Origin of the sequence: Pseudomonas cichorii, assembly GCF_015471405.1 — a bacterium.
In the GTDB taxonomy this organism is placed as follows: domain Bacteria; phylum Pseudomonadota; class Gammaproteobacteria; order Pseudomonadales; family Pseudomonadaceae; genus Aquipseudomonas; species Aquipseudomonas serbiensis.
The window spans coordinates 201801-217336 of record NZ_BLVZ01000006.1; the positions used below are offsets into that span (position 1 = coordinate 201801).

Sequence of the window (15536 nt, forward strand, 5' to 3'; positions counted from 1 at the left end):
GCACCTGCCCAGTACCTGGCTTTTCGAGACAAGAATCTTGCTACCCAGCGGATAGGTTGAAGGTGCGTCAGAACTAACCTCGCACGTGCCGATATCTCCACCAGAGTAAGGAATGAGAAATACAACTTTGCCGTCCTGGAATGTTCGCGGCACGACATTTTCGACGCTGTACTCGTCGGGCGGCAGCAGGGCGTCAAGCAAAAAAACCAGTCCACTGGATGCTCCGAAAAATAGCAGCGCATACGATGCCCACTTTCTTGCAATGGATAGAAAAGCCACACGCATGTCCTGTAGGAAAATAACCGTCGCAAGAAGCCGACTGCCTGAAGTTTGAAGCTACCGGATGCCGGTATATATACCAATACGAGAACGCTGTGTGCTCGTGAAACGCAGGTGTAAAAAATTTCAAAAAGTTTGAGCACTTCGGGTAAAGTGGCGCCGCCCGAAAATTGGATTCGGGTTATATATCATGGGGAAACATCGTGAAGTCCTTTAGTAAAGTCATCGCTGCTGCAGCATGTGGTCTGGTTCTGGCGGGTTGCACCGGCACAGCTATGAAGACTCAGCAATACGATAGCAACCAGTACACCGTCGTCGGTCACAGTGAAGCCAGTGCTACAGGCCTGATGCTTTTCGGCCTGATCCCTATTCGTCAGAACGATCGTTTTGTTCGCGCTCAAAACTCTGCAATTCAGGCGAAAGGTGGCGATGCACTGATCAATACCCAAGTGCAGGAAAAGTGGTTCTGGGCCTGGGTCCTGAACGGCTACACCACTACCGTATCCGGCGATGTTATCAAGCTGAAAACTGCTAAATAATCAGCACTCGGTTTTAGAAAGCCCGGTTCGCCGGGCTTTTTTGTTTCTGGTGATTGGGGAGGGGGCTACGCTTCGATTACACGAATCGGCGCAGTAATTTCCAGGCGGCTTCTGCTAGTCTGCCGGGCCAGTCAGCTAACAAGACGGCCCAATCAATGTTCAATATACGTGTCATGACCATGGACGATTACGACGCGGTCATCGACCTCATGAGGCGTACTCCAGGCATCTCCTTGCGTGATGCTGATTCTCGTGAATCGACCTCCAGGTATTTAGAACGAAATCCCGGGATGAGCTTTGTTGCGGAAGTCGGAACCGTTCTTTGCGCTTGCATCATGTGTGGACACGATGGCCGCAGAGGATATTTGCAGCATCTGGTTGTTCTTCCTCAGTATCGGCGGCAAGGCATAGCAAATGCCTTGGTAGAGCGCTGTCTTTCGAGTCTTGAGAAACACGGAATACTTAAATGTCACCTCGACGTTTTCAAGACCAATTCAACGGCTGCCAACTATTGGCACAGCCAGGGTTGGCAGCTCAGGTCTGATATCGATCGGTATTCGTTTACCCGATCGGATAATGAGAACGTATGACTAATGCCGATCAGTCAAGGCACACACAAAACGTGTGGGAGGCAGCTTGCTGGCGAAAAGGCCTCAAAACCGGCAGATATTCTGCGCCTGTACACTGAAGTCGCCAGCAAGCAGCCACCCATATCCTGATTTCAGCGCACTTCAATCCCGTTCAGAGAACGATCAACCACGGTCTTGGCCATTTCCACCAGATGCATAACGGAAAGTGCCAGATGTCGTTGCGTTCCACTCAAATGGTCACTGCTTTCATAGGCTGTGGCGGCAGCGCAACTGAGCAGTTCCGAGGCATAGCTCAGGGATTGTTCAAGGGTGGTGTTCGGGCTGGAAAGGGAAGGTGGGTCAAGGGGTAACGCGGGTTCGGCATTGAGCATGTTGGAGATTCCTAACGCTATGGGGGATGCCGCCAGTTCTCGCTACTAAACGATAAAGGCGGCGGCTGTGCGAAGGTTAGTAGACCGGGCGTTAGGATCCGGCGCATCCGAAGATGCCCTACGCACAGCCACCATCAAGTGCAGTGAAATATTTCACTGACGGTAGGGTGACACCATGCGGACCAACGACCCGGGCTACTAAACCCGATCACTGCGATGCAGCGACCGGCGCACATTAGTGACCTGAATGGGGAGGCGCAAGGGGGTGGGATTTTCTAGGAAATTTCGTTCGAGAGAAAGGGAAAAGTCGTGTGTCAACGCCGCATAGCTTGAATTGGTAAGCACTTGATGAGAGCTTTCGGCCAAAAGCGGTCAATCGGATTAGACTGCACCGAAGTCCTGTCAGAGATTTCTTACATGCTGATTGAGTGCCAAAGGTGCGGTCAAGGTTACGTTCGAGCAATGCGGGTTCGCTCTACAAAAAATTTGCTGTGGGTGTGCGAAGAATGCGAAGCGACGTGGACGAGTCAGGCTGAAGTAAATGTCTGTAAATTTAAAGATTACGGAACGTTAATGGCTGGCATTGGCCGCAGTTGTTTATGGTCAGACTTGGAGCCACAGTGAAAAGTTAGTTATCGAGTACTTACTGTCAAATGCCCGCTTTGAGTCGATTGCTGCCCTTCAGGAGTTTTTATATTGCCCGTCACGAGGCTTGCTTGGGCCTAGCTTGAGGCGTCCATGCCCGGACAGGCCGCTTGCGATCCTAAGCTGACCGTCATGGGCTATTTGGCCAGCGCTGGTCGACCTGATGCTCCTCGTAACGTCAGTCTTGAGACGGTACTGTATGCGACGGATGAATTCAGAGAATCGGACACCCATGCGGACAAAGACCATAACTGTAGGCCAACTGATTATTGAAGGTCTCGGAGATACAGATAATGCGTATGAGTATGTCTACGAGTTGATGCCTCTAATCGGAGAGGTTGTCCTCTGGTTTAATACACTTGAGGCGGACATCGATAATATCTTATGCGGATTTATTTCTGACCGAACAGATCAAAAAGGTCTCTTGGTCGTGGGTAATATGATGTATGCCACTAAGCTGGATTTGTTCGAGCGATTCACTTCTGATTTTTTCCGTAACAGAGGCGATCAGCCTGCCTGGTTCTCACAGCTCCTGTCAGATCTTCGGGAATGTGGCAGCCTTCGCAACAAGGTTGTTCATGCGAATTGGATGCACACCAATGAGGATGGGTACACCCAAGTCAAAATTAAATTTAGCAAGAGGGGGCTTGAGCATGAACTTGTCCAATTTTCCAAACACTCGCTCGAACTCATCATCGGTAAAATTGAGGCTGCGAGAAACCAATTGGATGACCTCAGTATTGAATTTTTACCCTGCTGATGTGTAAAAAAGGAGCTCAATGATGGGGGCGGAGCGCTATCGTATTCGCTTAATGTTTGAATGGGGCGGCGGTTGCCTTTGGTGTGGAAACGATACTGCCCTTGATAAATTTTCTGTAGGGCCTATTGAAGAGATGCTGCCACTCAGTGACGAAGTCCAAGCACTGCTTAACAAGCTTTCACAGTGGCATGACACCTCGCTGAACTGGGATTACCCACCTGATCCCGGCCCTTGGAATACAGACGATTACGCAAGATTTGAAGAGGCTGCCACCAAATTACTGAGATCTATCCAAGAGGAATTGGGTGAAGAATTCGAGGTGGTGTACGAAAAACTGTAGCTTGTCCGTGTGAGCCTTCGGCCAACTCTGATAACGAAAGGATGTAGCTATAGATCGGTAAAGGCCTTGAAACCGGCAGATATTTTGCGCCTGTACACTGAAGTCGCCAGCAAGCTGCCTCCCACACAGTCCCTGATCGCCATTACTTGGTAGAACAGCCTTCCGACAGTCGAGAGGTTGCCGGAAGACCAGTCGTTGGCAGCAAGACGCGACCCGACGATTACTGGCACTGCCACCCATACCCATACACAGATCAGGGCGCCACGACCCTGGCCTCAGCATCATCGTCCGGGAACTCGCCGCGGAGTGGGGAAAGGCTTGCCGCTAGCTCGCTCTTGCGAAACGGCTTGGTGAGCCGCGGCAGGTCTGGGTCAAGGCCCTCACGTTCCGCATAGCCGGAGACGAGCAGGATTGCGGTCTCGGGCCTGGAGCGCTGAACCACTCTGGCCAGATCGGTGCCATTGATGCCCGGCATGAGATGGTCGGTGACGAGCAGATCAAATGGCTCCCCGTGGGCCATCAACTGCATGGCTTCTTCGCCTGACGCGGCCTCGATCACGCTGTAGCCCAGCTCGGCCAGCATGTACGAGGTGCTGGCGCGTACCAGTTCTTCATCATCGACCAACAGCGCGATCCCGCGCGTCAATCGCGGTTCCGACGCCTCGACAATGCGCAAGGCCACTGCCGGCTCGGTCGTACTGCGCGGCAACCACAGCTCGACATTCGTCCCGAAACCCGGCGAGCTCTGAATCGTGAGTGCTCCGTTCAACTGTGATGCCAGCCCATGCACCATCGAAAGACCGAGACCAGTCCCTTTGCCGACACCCTTGGTGGAAAAGAATGGCTCCACTGCGCGGGAGAGGGTTGCGGCGTCCATGCCAATGCCAGTGTCCACGACAGACAGACACAGGTACTCGCCTGGCGGAAGCTTTGACCGGTGCCCATTGCCGACCAGCGACGTGCTGGCAGATATGCGCATCGTTCCTCCCTGAAGCATTGCGTCACGTGCGTTTACGGAGAGATTGAGAAGGGCCATCTCGAGCTGGTTCTGATCTGCGATGGCAGCGGGCAGATTCTGCGGAGCATCGATGACCACCTTGATTTGCGGCCCTGTCGTGCTGGCAACCAGATCGCCCATATCGTTCACCAGTCTGGCCACATCGACCGGCACCGTCTGAAGTGGCTGACGGCGAGCGAAGGCAAGCAGTCTCTGCACGAGTGTCTTGGCACGTTCTGCCGATTGCATCGCGCCTGAGATGAGCCGTTGCTCTCGTTCGCCACCTACGCCTCGTCGCTGGAGCAGGTCGAGCGTGCCAACGATCGGGGTGAGCAGGTTATTGAAGTCATGGGCGACGCCGCCGGTAAGCTGCCCCATCGCTTCCATCTTCTGGCTCTGGCGCAGCGCCTTCTGGACTTCTTCCCGTTCGGTGATGGCCTGAGCAATTCGCCCTTCAAGGGTGTCATTGAGCTCCCTCAATTCCTCCTCGGCCGCCTTGCGGGCGGTGATTTCGATTGCGGTGCCGGTCACGCGCAAACAGATACCGGCCTTATCGAACACGCCCCGACCCTTGGCCGCAACCCAGCGGACGATGCCGTCCTCCCGTCCAATCGTGCGGTAGTCGACTTCGTAGAGCGCACGACGCTCTGGGTCTGCTGCCGCCATGAAGGCTGCGATCGTCGCTTCACGATCTTCGGGGTGCAGCCCCTCATAGAAGTCTTGCAGCGTGACCGGCACGTCAGCCGAGATGCCGAACATCGCTTTGGTCTGTGACGGCCAAACCAGCTTGTCATTAACGAAATCCACGTCCCAGAAACCCACATCGGCGTGGTCAACGGCAAGGCGCAATCTCGACTCGCTGATACGGATCGCGGAATCCGCTCGTGTGCGATGAACGATCAGCCCGATCGTATGAGCCACGAAGTCGATGATTTCTACATCCGCTGGCAACGGCTCGCGCAGCTCATGGTGGTAAAGAACGAAAGCGCCGAGCGGGGTTGCTTGCGCCGAGCGGATCGGGATTGACCAGCAGACGTGCAGACCTTGCCCGACGGCCATATCCCGGAAGTCAGCCCAGCCTGGGTCGTTCGTGATGTCAGCTACTGCCGTTACAGCGCTCGGCTCGACGGCAATGCCTTCGACAGCATCATTGTAGGCGTAGGGCAGGCTTGGCCCCGAGCAATGCTCCAGGTGATTCCCGTCCTCATTCAGGAGCAAGATGCTTCCCAGGAAACCTGACATGGATAGCGTTTCCACCTCGCGGACGATCGCATCCAGCGTGACGTTCAGGGCTCTTTCTTTTACTGCCAGCTCCAGGATACGGTTCTGCGTAGCCCCCAGTGCTGCCCCGCGATTGCGAGCTTGGGTCAGGCGCGCATTCTCAATAGCGATCGTTGCCAGTCGCGCCAGACTTTCCAGTCGTTTGATCGTCTCAGGGTCGTGATCCCGAACCTCTGACCAGTAAGCGCCAAGCGCCGAGATCGGAACAGGTCTACCGATGGGCACCATCACGAGGCTGCGGACAAAGGTCGGCGCGTAAGCGTCCTGCGGGATGCGCGGGTCGAGCCGAACGTCACTGATCGCAACCGTCTCGCGGTGGCGCATCGCCCAGCCTGAAATACAGTGGTCGATCGGGAAGCTCTGGCCTTGCCAAAGGGGAGAGACCGCATCTTCAGCCACATAAGAACAGCGGCCTTCATTTTCAATGACCACCGCAACGCCCTCAGCGCCTACCGTGGCGCGCGCCGTGTCCCTCAAAACGGCGACGACCTCGTCCACCGATGCTGCACTGGCCAGCCGCTCACTGGCATTGAGCACATGAGATAAGCGGTCATCACCGATTGGATCCTTGGGAACAGTAAGCAAACGAAACTCCCAACGGCCACAGAGTCTTCTTCCGCGGTCTGGTTCAAATTGATGGTGGCGAAAGAGAGGGTGTGGCGCGACTCTCTCTTTTCGGCATGGGCGGATTTCAGTCTCTCAGAAAAGCGACTATCAAGCATCATCAGGGCGGTATTGTTTGACCGACAGCAATGGGTCGATTCTGTTGGAAAAGGCAGTTCTCTCAAGCTGCTCAAGGGCTGGCCGATGAAAAGACTTCTTTAGCATGCTGCTACGTGAGCGCTGAGCCCGATCCTCCGCGACAATTCAAGATTTCAATCTCAGGCACGTACTGTTTGCGGATCAAAACCGAGATCGACTGCTTTCAACAGAGTCGCCCCAGCCGGCTTTGTAAAAACAGCTTTGTTATACAAAACCCATGGCTTACACCCAATCAATCTCACCCAAAAGCCGAGCAACATCATCCCGCAACCTGTAAAACCTCTGATTCAACTCCCCATACCCCGACTTCCAGCACAAAACGCCATTGCGATAACTCTGCCCCAACATGAGATCGTTGAACGAACCCATGCCGCCGTAGGCCGAGCGCAGTTTCGTTATTCCTGACAGATCAGAGTCAGCCAACCGGGCGCGGGCATCGCGCATCCATTGGCTCCAATGCTCTTCACCGTCGCTTTCCAGCAGGGCAATGAGTTCGTCCAGAACACTGATCAGCTCTTCGGTTTTTGTGCTCATTTTGAGTCTCGCTTGAACCTGTTGTGTTCATGGAATACCGCGACGATTATGTCTCACTCATTACCCTCGAACACAACGCCCCATCATCCATACAGGCCAGCCCCCATGCCCTTCAACTGGCACTCCGACCCCATTACCCAATCCACTCCCGTCACCGCCACTTACAAAAATACCCAGAACGTCCGCCGCTTCATGACCGAGCATTGCGGTCCTGATTTCAAATTCGACCGACCCTTCATGGCCTGGATCATCGATGGAACCACGAAGACCATGGGCGACCTGGTAGATGAATGGTTGCGCAGGCATCAGGGGTTACCTCGTTAGGATATTCTTTTGCCTTTCGTACACCTGTTTGGATATTTTTGTCATCTGGCGCTCTTTTAGCCGGTTACGATGGAATTTGCTGAGGTCTCAGTGCTCTAATGATTTCAAAGCGCCACTAATTTTTGGCAGCAGCCGTTTTTTCTCGTAGCGTGTGCATGCATTTCTGCGGAATGTGAAACAGCGTAATCAATACCTCCAGGTACAGCAGCATTGACTCCGACCGATATTGAAAGCCTGAAAAGCCAGTTGAAGGCGCTTGAACAGGAAAACCTGAGCCTTAAAGATCAGCTGTGCACCAACAGGCAGAAAGCCGAGCTGGAGTTGGCGTCTTCTCAGGAGCGCTACCGTTTCCTGTTCAATGCCATGGATGAAGGTTTCTGCATCATTGAGTTTTTCGATGGTCCGCACGGGCCTTTGAGTGACTACATCCATATCGAGGCCAACCCGGCCTATGCCTTTCATGCCGGTATTCCCAATGTCGTCGGGCAGAAGCTTCGTGAAATGGTTCACGAAGAGGCCGATGGCTGGGTCGAGTTCTATGGCAAGGTGCTGCGCACCGGTGAGCCGATCCGCTTTGAGCGGGAGCTGGTGGCGACCGGGCGTTATCTGGCGCTGACGGCCTTTCGTATCGAGCCGGCCAGTCGTAACCAGGTGGCGGTGCTATTTCAGGACATTACCGAGCGCAAGCGTGCCGAAGAGGCCTTGCGGCAACTGAACGAGACGCTGGAAGCTCGCATCATCGAGGCGGTTACCGAGCGTAAGGTGCTCTCGGATGTGGTCAACGGGACCAATGCGTTCATTCATGTCATCGGTCCCGATTACCGCTGGCTGGCGATCAACGCTTCTGCCGAGCGAGAGTTTCAGCGTCTGTTCGGTGTCACGCCCAAGGTTGGCGACAACATGCTTGAGTTGCTCAAGCATCGGCCTGACAGCCAGGCGGTCATTCGCGGTTTCTGGGATCGGGCGCTGGCAGGGGAGGAGTTTGTCGAGGTCACCAGTTTTTGCGATTCTGCGGACGATACCCGGCACTATGAAATTCGCTACAGCAACCTGCTTAATGTCGATGGCGAGCGGATCGGTGCCTATCTGTTTGCCTATGACGTGAGTGAGCGTCTTCAGGAGCAGGCTCGTCTGAGTCAGGCCGAAGAAGCCTTGCGGCAGTCGCAGAAGATGGAGGCTGTCGGTCAGCTTACGGGTGGCATCGCTCACGATTTCAATAATCTGCTGACGGGCATTACCGGTTCGCTGGAGTTGCTTAAAGCGCGCTTGAGTCAGGGGCGTTATAACGAGATTGATCGCTATGTTGCCGCTGCACGGGATGCTTCCAAACGTGCCGCTTCGCTGACTCATCGCTTGCTGGCCTTTTCGCGACGTCAGACCCTTGATCCCAAGCCTGTCGATATCAATCGGTTGGTGATTGGTATGGAAGAGCTGATTCGTCGCTCCGTCGGGCCGCACATCACGGTGGAAGTCGTGACGTCAGTCGGGTTGTGGTCGACATTCATCGATGCGCCCCAACTGGAAAATGCGCTGCTGAACCTGTGCATCAATGCGCGCGATGCCATGCCTGAAGGCGGGCGCATTACCATTGAAACAGCCAACAAATGGATCGACGAGCGTGCCTCTCTGGCGCGTGACCTGCCGCCAGGGCAATACCTTTCACTGTGCGTGAGCGACACCGGGACCGGGATGTCGCCGGAAGTCATCAATCGCGCCTTCGATCCGTTTTTCACCACCAAGCCATTGGGGCAGGGCACGGGGCTTGGGCTTTCGATGGTGTATGGCTTTGTGCGCCAGTCCGGTGGCCAGGTGCGGATCTACTCGGAAAAGGATCAGGGCACGACCATGTGCCTCTATCTGCCTCGGCATTACCTCGGCACGCCGCAGGATTTGCCTGATGCGGAGCCAGCGGAGATCCTCCGTGCCGAGTGTACGCAGACGGTCATGATCGTTGACGATGAACCCACCATTCGCATGCTGGTCAGCGAAGTCATCGAGGATCATGGCTATATTTCCATCGAAGCCGGGGAAGGGGCCACGGCCCTGGAACTGCTGAGCACCGATATGCGTGTGGACCTGCTGGTCACTGATGTCGGCTTGCCCGGTGGCATGAATGGCCGTCAACTGGCCGACGCGGCACGCATCATCCGGCCTGACCTGAAGGTGATGTTCATCACCGGTTATGCCGAGAACGCGATTATCGGCAACGGCCATCTTGAGCCGGGCATGTGGGTGCTGACCAAACCGTTCACCATGGAAGCCTTTGCCAGCCGCATCCATGAAATGCTGAACATGGATGACTGATCTTTCTGGCGACCCCGGAGGTCGCCAATGCTTTTTTCTGCATTAAGAATATTTATGGAGTAATAACTCCAGATTCAATTGTGCCCATAGCCTGGGTGGGAGTAGATTGCGTTTGTTGATAGCCATTGGCTATCCGATTTGCCAACTTTCACTCTCGCTGGGGTGCGTCATGAGTAAACCCGTTTCATTGGCCAAGCGCATCGGATTGGGCTTTGCGTCTGTGTTGTCCTTGTTGGTGCTGGTGACCGCTGTGGGTATCCAGCGGGTGGGTTTCATTGACGATACCTTGAAGTATGTCAGCGACAATTCGGCGCTGATCCAGCGTTATGCAATCAACTTTCGTGGCAGTGTGCACAACCGCGCCATTTCCGTGCGCGATGCCGTGCTGGTCAACAACGACCAGGACCTCAATCGGCACCTGAACGAGATCGTGCGTCTGCGTAAGGAATATGACGTTTCCGCCGAGCCGATGGACCGTCTGTTCGCCGAGAAGAAAAACGTCTCCAGCGAAGAGAAGCGTCTGTTGCAGGACATCAAGGATATCGAGCGCAAGGCGCTGGCTTCTACGGACAAAGTCATCGAGCTGCGCCGCAACAAGGACGTGGCGGGTGCGCAAGCCATGTTGCTGGCCCAGACGTCTGCCGATTACAGCGAATGGCTCAAGCGCATCAATGCGCTGATCGATCATGAAGAAGCGCAGATCAAGGGGCTGCTCGATAACGTGCAGGCTGCTGCGGGCGGCTTCATGTTGTTGATGGTGATTGCGACTGCGGTGGCGCTTTTGCTCAGCATCGGGGTGTCTGCGACGATCATTCGTTCTGTGAAGTCCACGTTGGGTGCCGAGCCGGCAGAGGTTGCCGAGGTCATTCGTCGTCTGGCCCGTGGCGATTTGAATCAGAAGATTGAATCGGCTTACCCCGACAGCGTCATGGGTACCCTGAAAACCACCTTGGGGAACCTGGCCCAGACCATCAATGAAGTGCGGGCTGCGGCTGCCCACGTAACCGATTCGTCAGCGCGTCTGCTGTCCACTTCGGCCAGCAATAATCGCCAGATCAGCCTGCAAACCAATGAAGCCCAGCATATTGCTACTGCCATCAACCAGATGGCGGGTTCGGTCAGTCAGGTGTCGGGCTATGCCTCTCAGGCTTCCGAGGCGACCAAGGTTGCAGATGGTCAGGTTGAAAGTGGCCACCGCATGGTGGGCGAAGCCGCCACGACCATTCAGAAACTGGCAACCATTCTGGAGCAGGCCACGCAGACGGTGGGTCAGGTTTCCAAAGACAGCGAAAACATCGAGAGCGTGATCGAGGTGATCAACTCCATTGCGGCGCAAACCAACCTGCTGGCGCTCAATGCCGCCATCGAGGCTGCCCGGGCCGGTGAGTATGGCCGAGGCTTTGCGGTGGTGGCTGATGAAGTGCGCTCGCTGGCGACGCGCACCCAGGAGTCCACCCAGGAAATTCGCGAGATGATCAGCAAGCTTCAGGGCGGCACGCACGGTGCGACTCAGATCATGCAGCAGAGCTGTGAGCTGGCCCGCACGACCGTCGAGCAGACCCGGGATGCGCAGGCAGCACTCAGCAGGATTCGTGAAGAGGTCGGGGCCATCAACGACATGAACGCCCAGATCGCCAGTGCCTCGATTCAGCAGAATGCCGTGGCGGATGATGTCGCACAGAATATCAACCGTATCCACAGCTCCACCCTTGAGTCGGCAGCCGGGTCGCGTGAAGTGGCGAGCTCCAGCGAAGAACTGGCGGAACTGGCTGATCGGTTGACCGGGAAGGTGGCGTTTTTCAAGGTGGCGTAAGCCCGCTTGGCAGGAGCGAATACATTCGCGAGGCAGTGTTGAAGGCAATACATTTTCTTTGGATGTACGGGCCTCTCGCGAATGAATTCGCTCCTACGCGCAGTGGTATTTCTGGCGATAAATCTCTTGGAACATATCGGCCCCCTCCCACAGGTTTGGTTCTACTGCACGGGCGGTGCCTGAAACTCGCCTCTGGACAGGTTGTTCACGTCATTCCCCATACTGTCGCGAAGGCTCAGGTCGGCGCCTTTGGCGGCCAGGGCTTGCAGAATTTCGGTTCGCTGGAACAGGGCGGCATACATGGATGCTGTCTGACCGGCGTTATTGCGTTGGTCGGGCGCGCAATGGGCTTCGACCAGGCGTTTGGCGATACTCAGTTCGCCTTTGAATATGGCGCCCATCAAGGCGGTATTGCCTCGTTTGTCTTCGGCGCAGGGGTCCGCACCGGCATTGATCAATTGAGTAACGAGTTGTTCGTGGCCGTGATAGGCCGCCAGAATCAACCCCGTATAGCCTTTCTCGTCCTGGATGTTCAGGTCGTAGTGAGCGTCGATGAAGGTTGCCATCATCTCGCTGTTTCCCTCTCGGGAAGCGTCGAAAAACAGGGTGCGTAGCTGGTTGGTTGTCTGGTCCGAAGGTGTTTCTGCCTGAGCGACTGCGGCAAACAGCACCAACCCGTAAAGTAAGGTTCGCATGGGCGTTCTCCTGAAAACAGCCAGCCCCTTGCGGGGCCGGCTATCGACTTGTCAGTCTTTGAGGTTCGCAGCCAGGGACTTGACCTTGGCCAGATCACCCTTGGCCACTTCGGTTACCCGAGTGCCGTAGTCTGGATCAGCCTTGTAGAGGAACGAGAGCACGATGTTCTTGCTTTCGGTGTCGGTGTCAGCCAGCGACTCGCCAAAGCTCTGGACCAGATCGCTCTTTTCCTTGGTGTTGTAGGAACGATACAGATCGCCTGCTTGCTTGAAGTTCTGCTCGCGGGTGATCTTCGCCTGCTGGGTAGTGCCGCTTACTGGCGACTGGCTGTAGCGTGCCTGAGTATCGGACGGACGCGGGCTCAGACGGCTTGGCTCGTAGTTGACGCCACTGGTGGTGTGGCCAGTGTTCATTGCGCCATCCTGGTTGCCGTTGTTGACCGGGACTTTCGGCTGGTTGACCGGCAGGCTCAGGCCATTGGCGCCCAGACGATACATCTGCGTGTCGGCATAGGAGAACACACGGCCTTGCAGCAGGCGGTCTTCGGAAGGTTCGATACCCGGTACCAAGTTGGCCGGAGCCATGGCGACCTGCTCGGTCTCCTGGAAGAAGTTATCGACGTTCTTGTTCAGGACCATCTGACCGATCTTGCGCTCGGGTACGTCAGGCCAGATCTTGGTGGCGTCGAGCGGGTCGAACTCGAATTTTGCGAGATCGGCAGGTTTGAGCACCTGAATGTAGAGATCCCATTTCGGGAAGTCGCCTTTTTTGATCGCGCTGACCAGATCGTTGGTCAGGTGGCTGAAGTCCTTGGACTGCACTTGAGCCGCTTGTGCCGGATCGAGGTTCTTGATGCCTTGCAGTGATTTCCAGTGGAACTTCACGTAATGGACTTCGCCCTTGGCATTCACCAGTTTGTAGGCGTGTACGCCATTGCCGTCCATGAAGCGATAACCGGCTGGCGTCCCTTCATTGGAGTACAGCAATGTCAAAGTGCGAGTCGCTTCCGGGACGTGGGAAAAAAAGTCGAAGCGGCGGGAGTCATTACCCAGATTGGTTCTAGGGTCAGGCTTGAAGGCATGAACCATATCGGGAAACTTGATGGCGTCGCGAATAAAGAAGGTCGGAAAGTTATTACCCACCAGGTCCCAGTTACCATCGGCGGTATAAAACTTGGTGGCGAAGCCATGGGGGTCGCGCAATGTTTCAGGTGAATGGTTGCCATGCACTACGGAGGAGAAGCGCACGAAAACCGGAGTCGCCTCACCCGACTTGAACACCTTTGCCTTGCTCAGATCGCTGATATCGGCCGACGCGGTAAATTCACCGCGAACCCCTGTACCACGGGCGTGAACCACGCGCTCAGGAATACGCTCGCGATCAAAACGCTGGAGCTTTTGCAGCAACTGCACATCCTGCAACAGCGTAGGCCCTTGAGGGCCGGCAGTCTGTGAGTTCTGGTTGTCGCCCACCGGCGCACCATTGTCGCGGGTTAATGTATCTGCTGCATAAGCGGTCGGAATAACCATTAAGCCGACAGCAGTTAAACGCAGCATCTGTCCAGACCAGTTTAAAAACGGCATTTTTTGAATCCCTCATATTTTTGTATTCAGCGCACTTATCCTAGGCGGATGAATATTTATCTGTAATCGTAAAAATTTATCGGGGCGATTGAGATAAATGTGTGTGACGTACATATGGGGGACACGGGTGAGTGTAGATGAGAATCGTTATTTGTATGTTGGCTTTAATATGTTTCTGAAGGTTTCATATGTGGGTGATATTAAATTAATGGCTCAGAGAATGTCGGGCAAGTGTCCTTGTCGGGAGTTTTCGTGTTTCTGTTGGCAATAATGAGTTATCTCCCTTAAAACAGCGCGATTCAATTCGGGAGGGCCTTGCTTTTGTGGCGGTCATTTTTATTGCTTCCGTGCTTGCGGCCAATGCGCGTTATGATGGCGCGGCCAGATTGTCATGAGTAAGCCCCGGAGCCCCTCGTTTGATGTCCATTGTCACCCTGCTTGAAGCCACGCCTCCAGAAGCCATCAAAAGCCAGATTCTGCAGATGGTCGTCGATTACGTCACCGACATCAGCATGGTCGCCATTGCCCCGAGCAATCCGCTTTACAACCTCTATCAATATGGCATTGGCTACGAGGTTCATCTTTATCTGGATGCAATGAATGGCTCCAAAGGCATTCCGGTCGAACTGATCGTGGCGCTGGATGAACAGGACCCCTCCATCGTGACCGGCTTCGTTCTGTACCTGCCGGTCAAGGATGATCCTGAAGCCTGTGCCGTGGCGTATATGGCCGTGCGGGAAAGCCACCGTCGCCGTGGTATCGCACGCGGGATGCTGCAGAAAATGCTTGGCCGTTACCCTCACACCGAACTTTCCTGCGTCGTCGGCAAGGTGCCGTGCTTTGAATCTCTGGGCTTTCAGGTCATTGGCGCACGCGGCCCACAGGTCATCATGAACACCCGCGATCACGGCACGGAGGGGCTGTTGGCAGTGCTGGATGTCGCGCCGATCTATCGCTCAGTGGAGGTGCGGCAGATTCATGCGTACCTGCTCAAGCAGCACGGGAAAAGAGCCATGGTGGACGCCGAGAAAAAGCGTGACCGGCACCTGGACGAGATGACACGTCACGCCACGGCGTTTGTGATCGAGCGGTTGGGCGAGGGCGCCTTGCGCAATGGCGGGCGCGGGCCGGTGTTAGTGGGCTGAGTGAAGTCGCCTAGTCCTGCCCGAGTATCTGCGCTCTGCAAGCCTCGATGATCTCATCCGCCAGCGGCGAGTCATCCGGGCAGGAGCGTGACAATACAATTGCGCCGACCGCATGGGCCAGCATGCTGATCATTCTTGCCCGCTGTTGATCCGCCTCGTCCGTGTCGGGGCTTGCAGAGTCAATCTGTTCAAGCATTTTTGTGATCCCTTCTGCAAACGTCGCCTTGACCTCCTGCGATTGACGCGCAGCATCCCCGCAGAGTGCGGCCATTGTGCAACCGACGTTCCGGCCATCGCGGTGCTTGCGGGACAGGTAGTGATTGATGAACTCGGCGACGCTGAGGTTTTCGCTATTGGCCAGGCTCTTGGCAAAACTGCTTGCAGCGGCTTCGGCCATCAGGTCGGCTTTGGAGCCGAAGTGCTTGTAGAACCCGCCATGGGTAAAACCGGCAGCCGCCATCAGGTCGGCGACGCCCACGCCGTCATAACCCCGCTCACGAAACAGCTCTGAAGCCGTATCGACGATGTGCGCTCGATTCGCCTGCGCCTGCGCTTTGCTGACTCTCATATCGA

General features: G+C 55.4%; 14 protein-coding genes and 1 pseudogene. 9 read left to right on the forward strand and 6 right to left on the reverse strand.

The window, feature by feature from the left end; all coding sequences use genetic code 11:
• The first annotated feature begins 482 nt into the window (after positions 1 to 482).
• Together JL015_RS11015 and JL015_RS11020 are read left to right on the forward strand one after the other, a co-directional pair.
• Positions 483 to 818, forward strand: a complete 336-nt coding sequence (locus tag JL015_RS11015; protein WP_200993291.1) for a hypothetical protein — start codon at positions 483 to 485, stop codon at positions 816 to 818.
• 155 nt (positions 819 to 973) lie between these two features.
• Positions 974 to 1408, forward strand: coding sequence for a GNAT family N-acetyltransferase (locus JL015_RS11020; RefSeq protein ID WP_201018495.1), 435 nt, complete (start codon positions 974 to 976; stop codon positions 1406 to 1408).
• 131 nt (positions 1409 to 1539) lie between these two features.
• On the opposite strand, the gene JL015_RS11025 is transcribed toward JL015_RS11020, so the two are convergent.
• Positions 1540 to 1779, reverse strand: a complete 240-nt coding sequence (locus JL015_RS11025) for a DUF6124 family protein (RefSeq protein ID WP_201018496.1) — start codon at positions 1777 to 1779, stop codon at positions 1540 to 1542.
• Positions 1780 to 2656: 877 nt separating this feature from the next.
• On the opposite strand from JL015_RS11025, the gene JL015_RS11030 reads away from it, so the two are divergent.
• A complete protein-coding gene (locus tag JL015_RS11030) occupies positions 2657 to 3184 on the forward strand; it encodes a hypothetical protein (protein ID WP_201018497.1) in 528 nt (175 codons plus the stop codon).
• A 19-nt stretch (positions 3185 to 3203) separates the two neighbouring features.
• On the forward strand, positions 3204 to 3524 hold the full coding sequence (locus JL015_RS11035) for a hypothetical protein (protein ID WP_201018498.1): 321 nt from the start codon (positions 3204 to 3206) through the stop codon (positions 3522 to 3524).
• Positions 3525 to 3777: 253 nt separating this feature from the next.
• Here JL015_RS11035 and JL015_RS11040 read toward each other — a convergent pair whose 3' ends face one another.
• Positions 3778 to 6387 (reverse strand): ATP-binding protein, encoded by a 2610-nt coding sequence (locus JL015_RS11040; RefSeq protein ID WP_201018499.1) that lies wholly within the window; start codon positions 6385 to 6387, stop codon positions 3778 to 3780.
• 399 nt (positions 6388 to 6786) lie between these two features.
• Positions 6787 to 7098, reverse strand: a complete 312-nt coding sequence (locus JL015_RS11045; protein ID WP_201018500.1) for a DUF6966 domain-containing protein — start codon at positions 7096 to 7098, stop codon at positions 6787 to 6789.
• Between the two features lie 105 nt (positions 7099 to 7203).
• Between JL015_RS11045 and JL015_RS11050 the strand changes: the two genes are divergently transcribed.
• From JL015_RS11050 to JL015_RS28080, 4 genes and pseudogenes are all read left to right on the forward strand, one after another.
• Positions 7204 to 7422, forward strand: a complete 219-nt coding sequence (locus tag JL015_RS11050; RefSeq protein ID WP_201018501.1) for a DUF6434 domain-containing protein — start codon at positions 7204 to 7206, stop codon at positions 7420 to 7422.
• 210 nt (positions 7423 to 7632) lie between these two features.
• On the forward strand, positions 7633 to 9726 hold the full coding sequence (locus tag JL015_RS11055; protein ID WP_201018502.1) for a hybrid sensor histidine kinase/response regulator: 2094 nt from the start codon (positions 7633 to 7635) through the stop codon (positions 9724 to 9726).
• Positions 9727 to 9895: 169 nt separating this feature from the next.
• Positions 9896 to 10414, forward strand: a pseudogene (locus JL015_RS28075) (MCP four helix bundle domain-containing protein); the annotation flags it as partial.
• A gap of 510 nt (positions 10415 to 10924) precedes the next feature.
• Positions 10925 to 11539, forward strand: coding sequence for a methyl-accepting chemotaxis protein (locus JL015_RS28080; RefSeq protein WP_374063414.1), 615 nt, complete (start codon positions 10925 to 10927; stop codon positions 11537 to 11539).
• Between the two features lie 161 nt (positions 11540 to 11700).
• Here JL015_RS28080 and JL015_RS11065 read toward each other — a convergent pair whose 3' ends face one another.
• On the reverse strand, positions 11701 to 12234 hold the full coding sequence (locus JL015_RS11065; protein ID WP_201002869.1) for an ankyrin repeat domain-containing protein: 534 nt from the start codon (positions 12232 to 12234) through the stop codon (positions 11701 to 11703).
• Between the two features lie 51 nt (positions 12235 to 12285).
• Positions 12286 to 13791, reverse strand: coding sequence for a catalase KatB (gene katB, locus JL015_RS11070; protein WP_201018504.1), 1506 nt, complete (start codon positions 13789 to 13791; stop codon positions 12286 to 12288).
• 446 nt (positions 13792 to 14237) lie between these two features.
• Here katB and JL015_RS11075 point away from each other — a divergent pair, with 446 nt between their 5' ends.
• Positions 14238 to 14963 carry a GNAT family N-acetyltransferase gene (locus tag JL015_RS11075; protein ID WP_201018505.1) on the forward strand — a complete coding sequence of 242 codons (726 nt, stop codon included), beginning with the start codon at positions 14238 to 14240 and terminating at the stop codon, positions 14961 to 14963.
• Positions 14964 to 14973: 10 nt separating this feature from the next.
• Here the strand turns inward: JL015_RS11075 and JL015_RS11080 are convergent, their stop codons facing one another.
• The gene (locus JL015_RS11080; RefSeq protein ID WP_201018506.1) at positions 14974 to 15531 is read right to left on the reverse strand and encodes a TetR/AcrR family transcriptional regulator; all 558 of its coding nucleotides are present in this window, start codon (positions 15529 to 15531) and stop codon (positions 14974 to 14976) included.
• Between the last annotated feature and the right edge of the window lie 5 nt (positions 15532 to 15536).

What these genes read in the sequence shown, in the direction of transcription:
- JL015_RS11045 (WP_201018500.1), bottom strand. Translation starts at nt 7,098, where the DNA reads ATGAGCACAAAAACCGAAGAGCTGATCAGTGTTCTGGACGAACTCATT.
- JL015_RS11075 (WP_201018505.1), top strand. Translation starts at nt 14,238, where the DNA reads ATGTCCATTGTCACCCTGCTTGAAGCCACGCCTCCAGAAGCCATCAAA.
- JL015_RS11025 (WP_201018496.1), bottom strand. Translation starts at nt 1,779, where the DNA reads ATGCTCAATGCCGAACCCGCGTTACCCCTTGACCCACCTTCCCTTTCC.
- JL015_RS11035 (WP_201018498.1), top strand. Translation starts at nt 3,204, where the DNA reads ATGATGGGGGCGGAGCGCTATCGTATTCGCTTAATGTTTGAATGGGGC.
- JL015_RS11080 (WP_201018506.1), bottom strand. Translation starts at nt 15,531, where the DNA reads ATGAGAGTCAGCAAAGCGCAGGCGCAGGCGAATCGAGCGCACATCGTC.
- JL015_RS28080 (WP_374063414.1), top strand. Translation starts at nt 10,925, where the DNA reads ATGGTGGGCGAAGCCGCCACGACCATTCAGAAACTGGCAACCATTCTG.
- JL015_RS11020 (WP_201018495.1), top strand. Translation starts at nt 974, where the DNA reads ATGTTCAATATACGTGTCATGACCATGGACGATTACGACGCGGTCATC.
- katB (WP_201018504.1), bottom strand. Translation starts at nt 13,791, where the DNA reads ATGCTGCGTTTAACTGCTGTCGGCTTAATGGTTATTCCGACCGCTTAT.
- JL015_RS11065 (WP_201002869.1), bottom strand. Translation starts at nt 12,234, where the DNA reads ATGCGAACCTTACTTTACGGGTTGGTGCTGTTTGCCGCAGTCGCTCAG.
- JL015_RS11030 (WP_201018497.1), top strand. Translation starts at nt 2,657, where the DNA reads ATGCGGACAAAGACCATAACTGTAGGCCAACTGATTATTGAAGGTCTC.
- JL015_RS11050 (WP_201018501.1), top strand. Translation starts at nt 7,204, where the DNA reads ATGCCCTTCAACTGGCACTCCGACCCCATTACCCAATCCACTCCCGTC.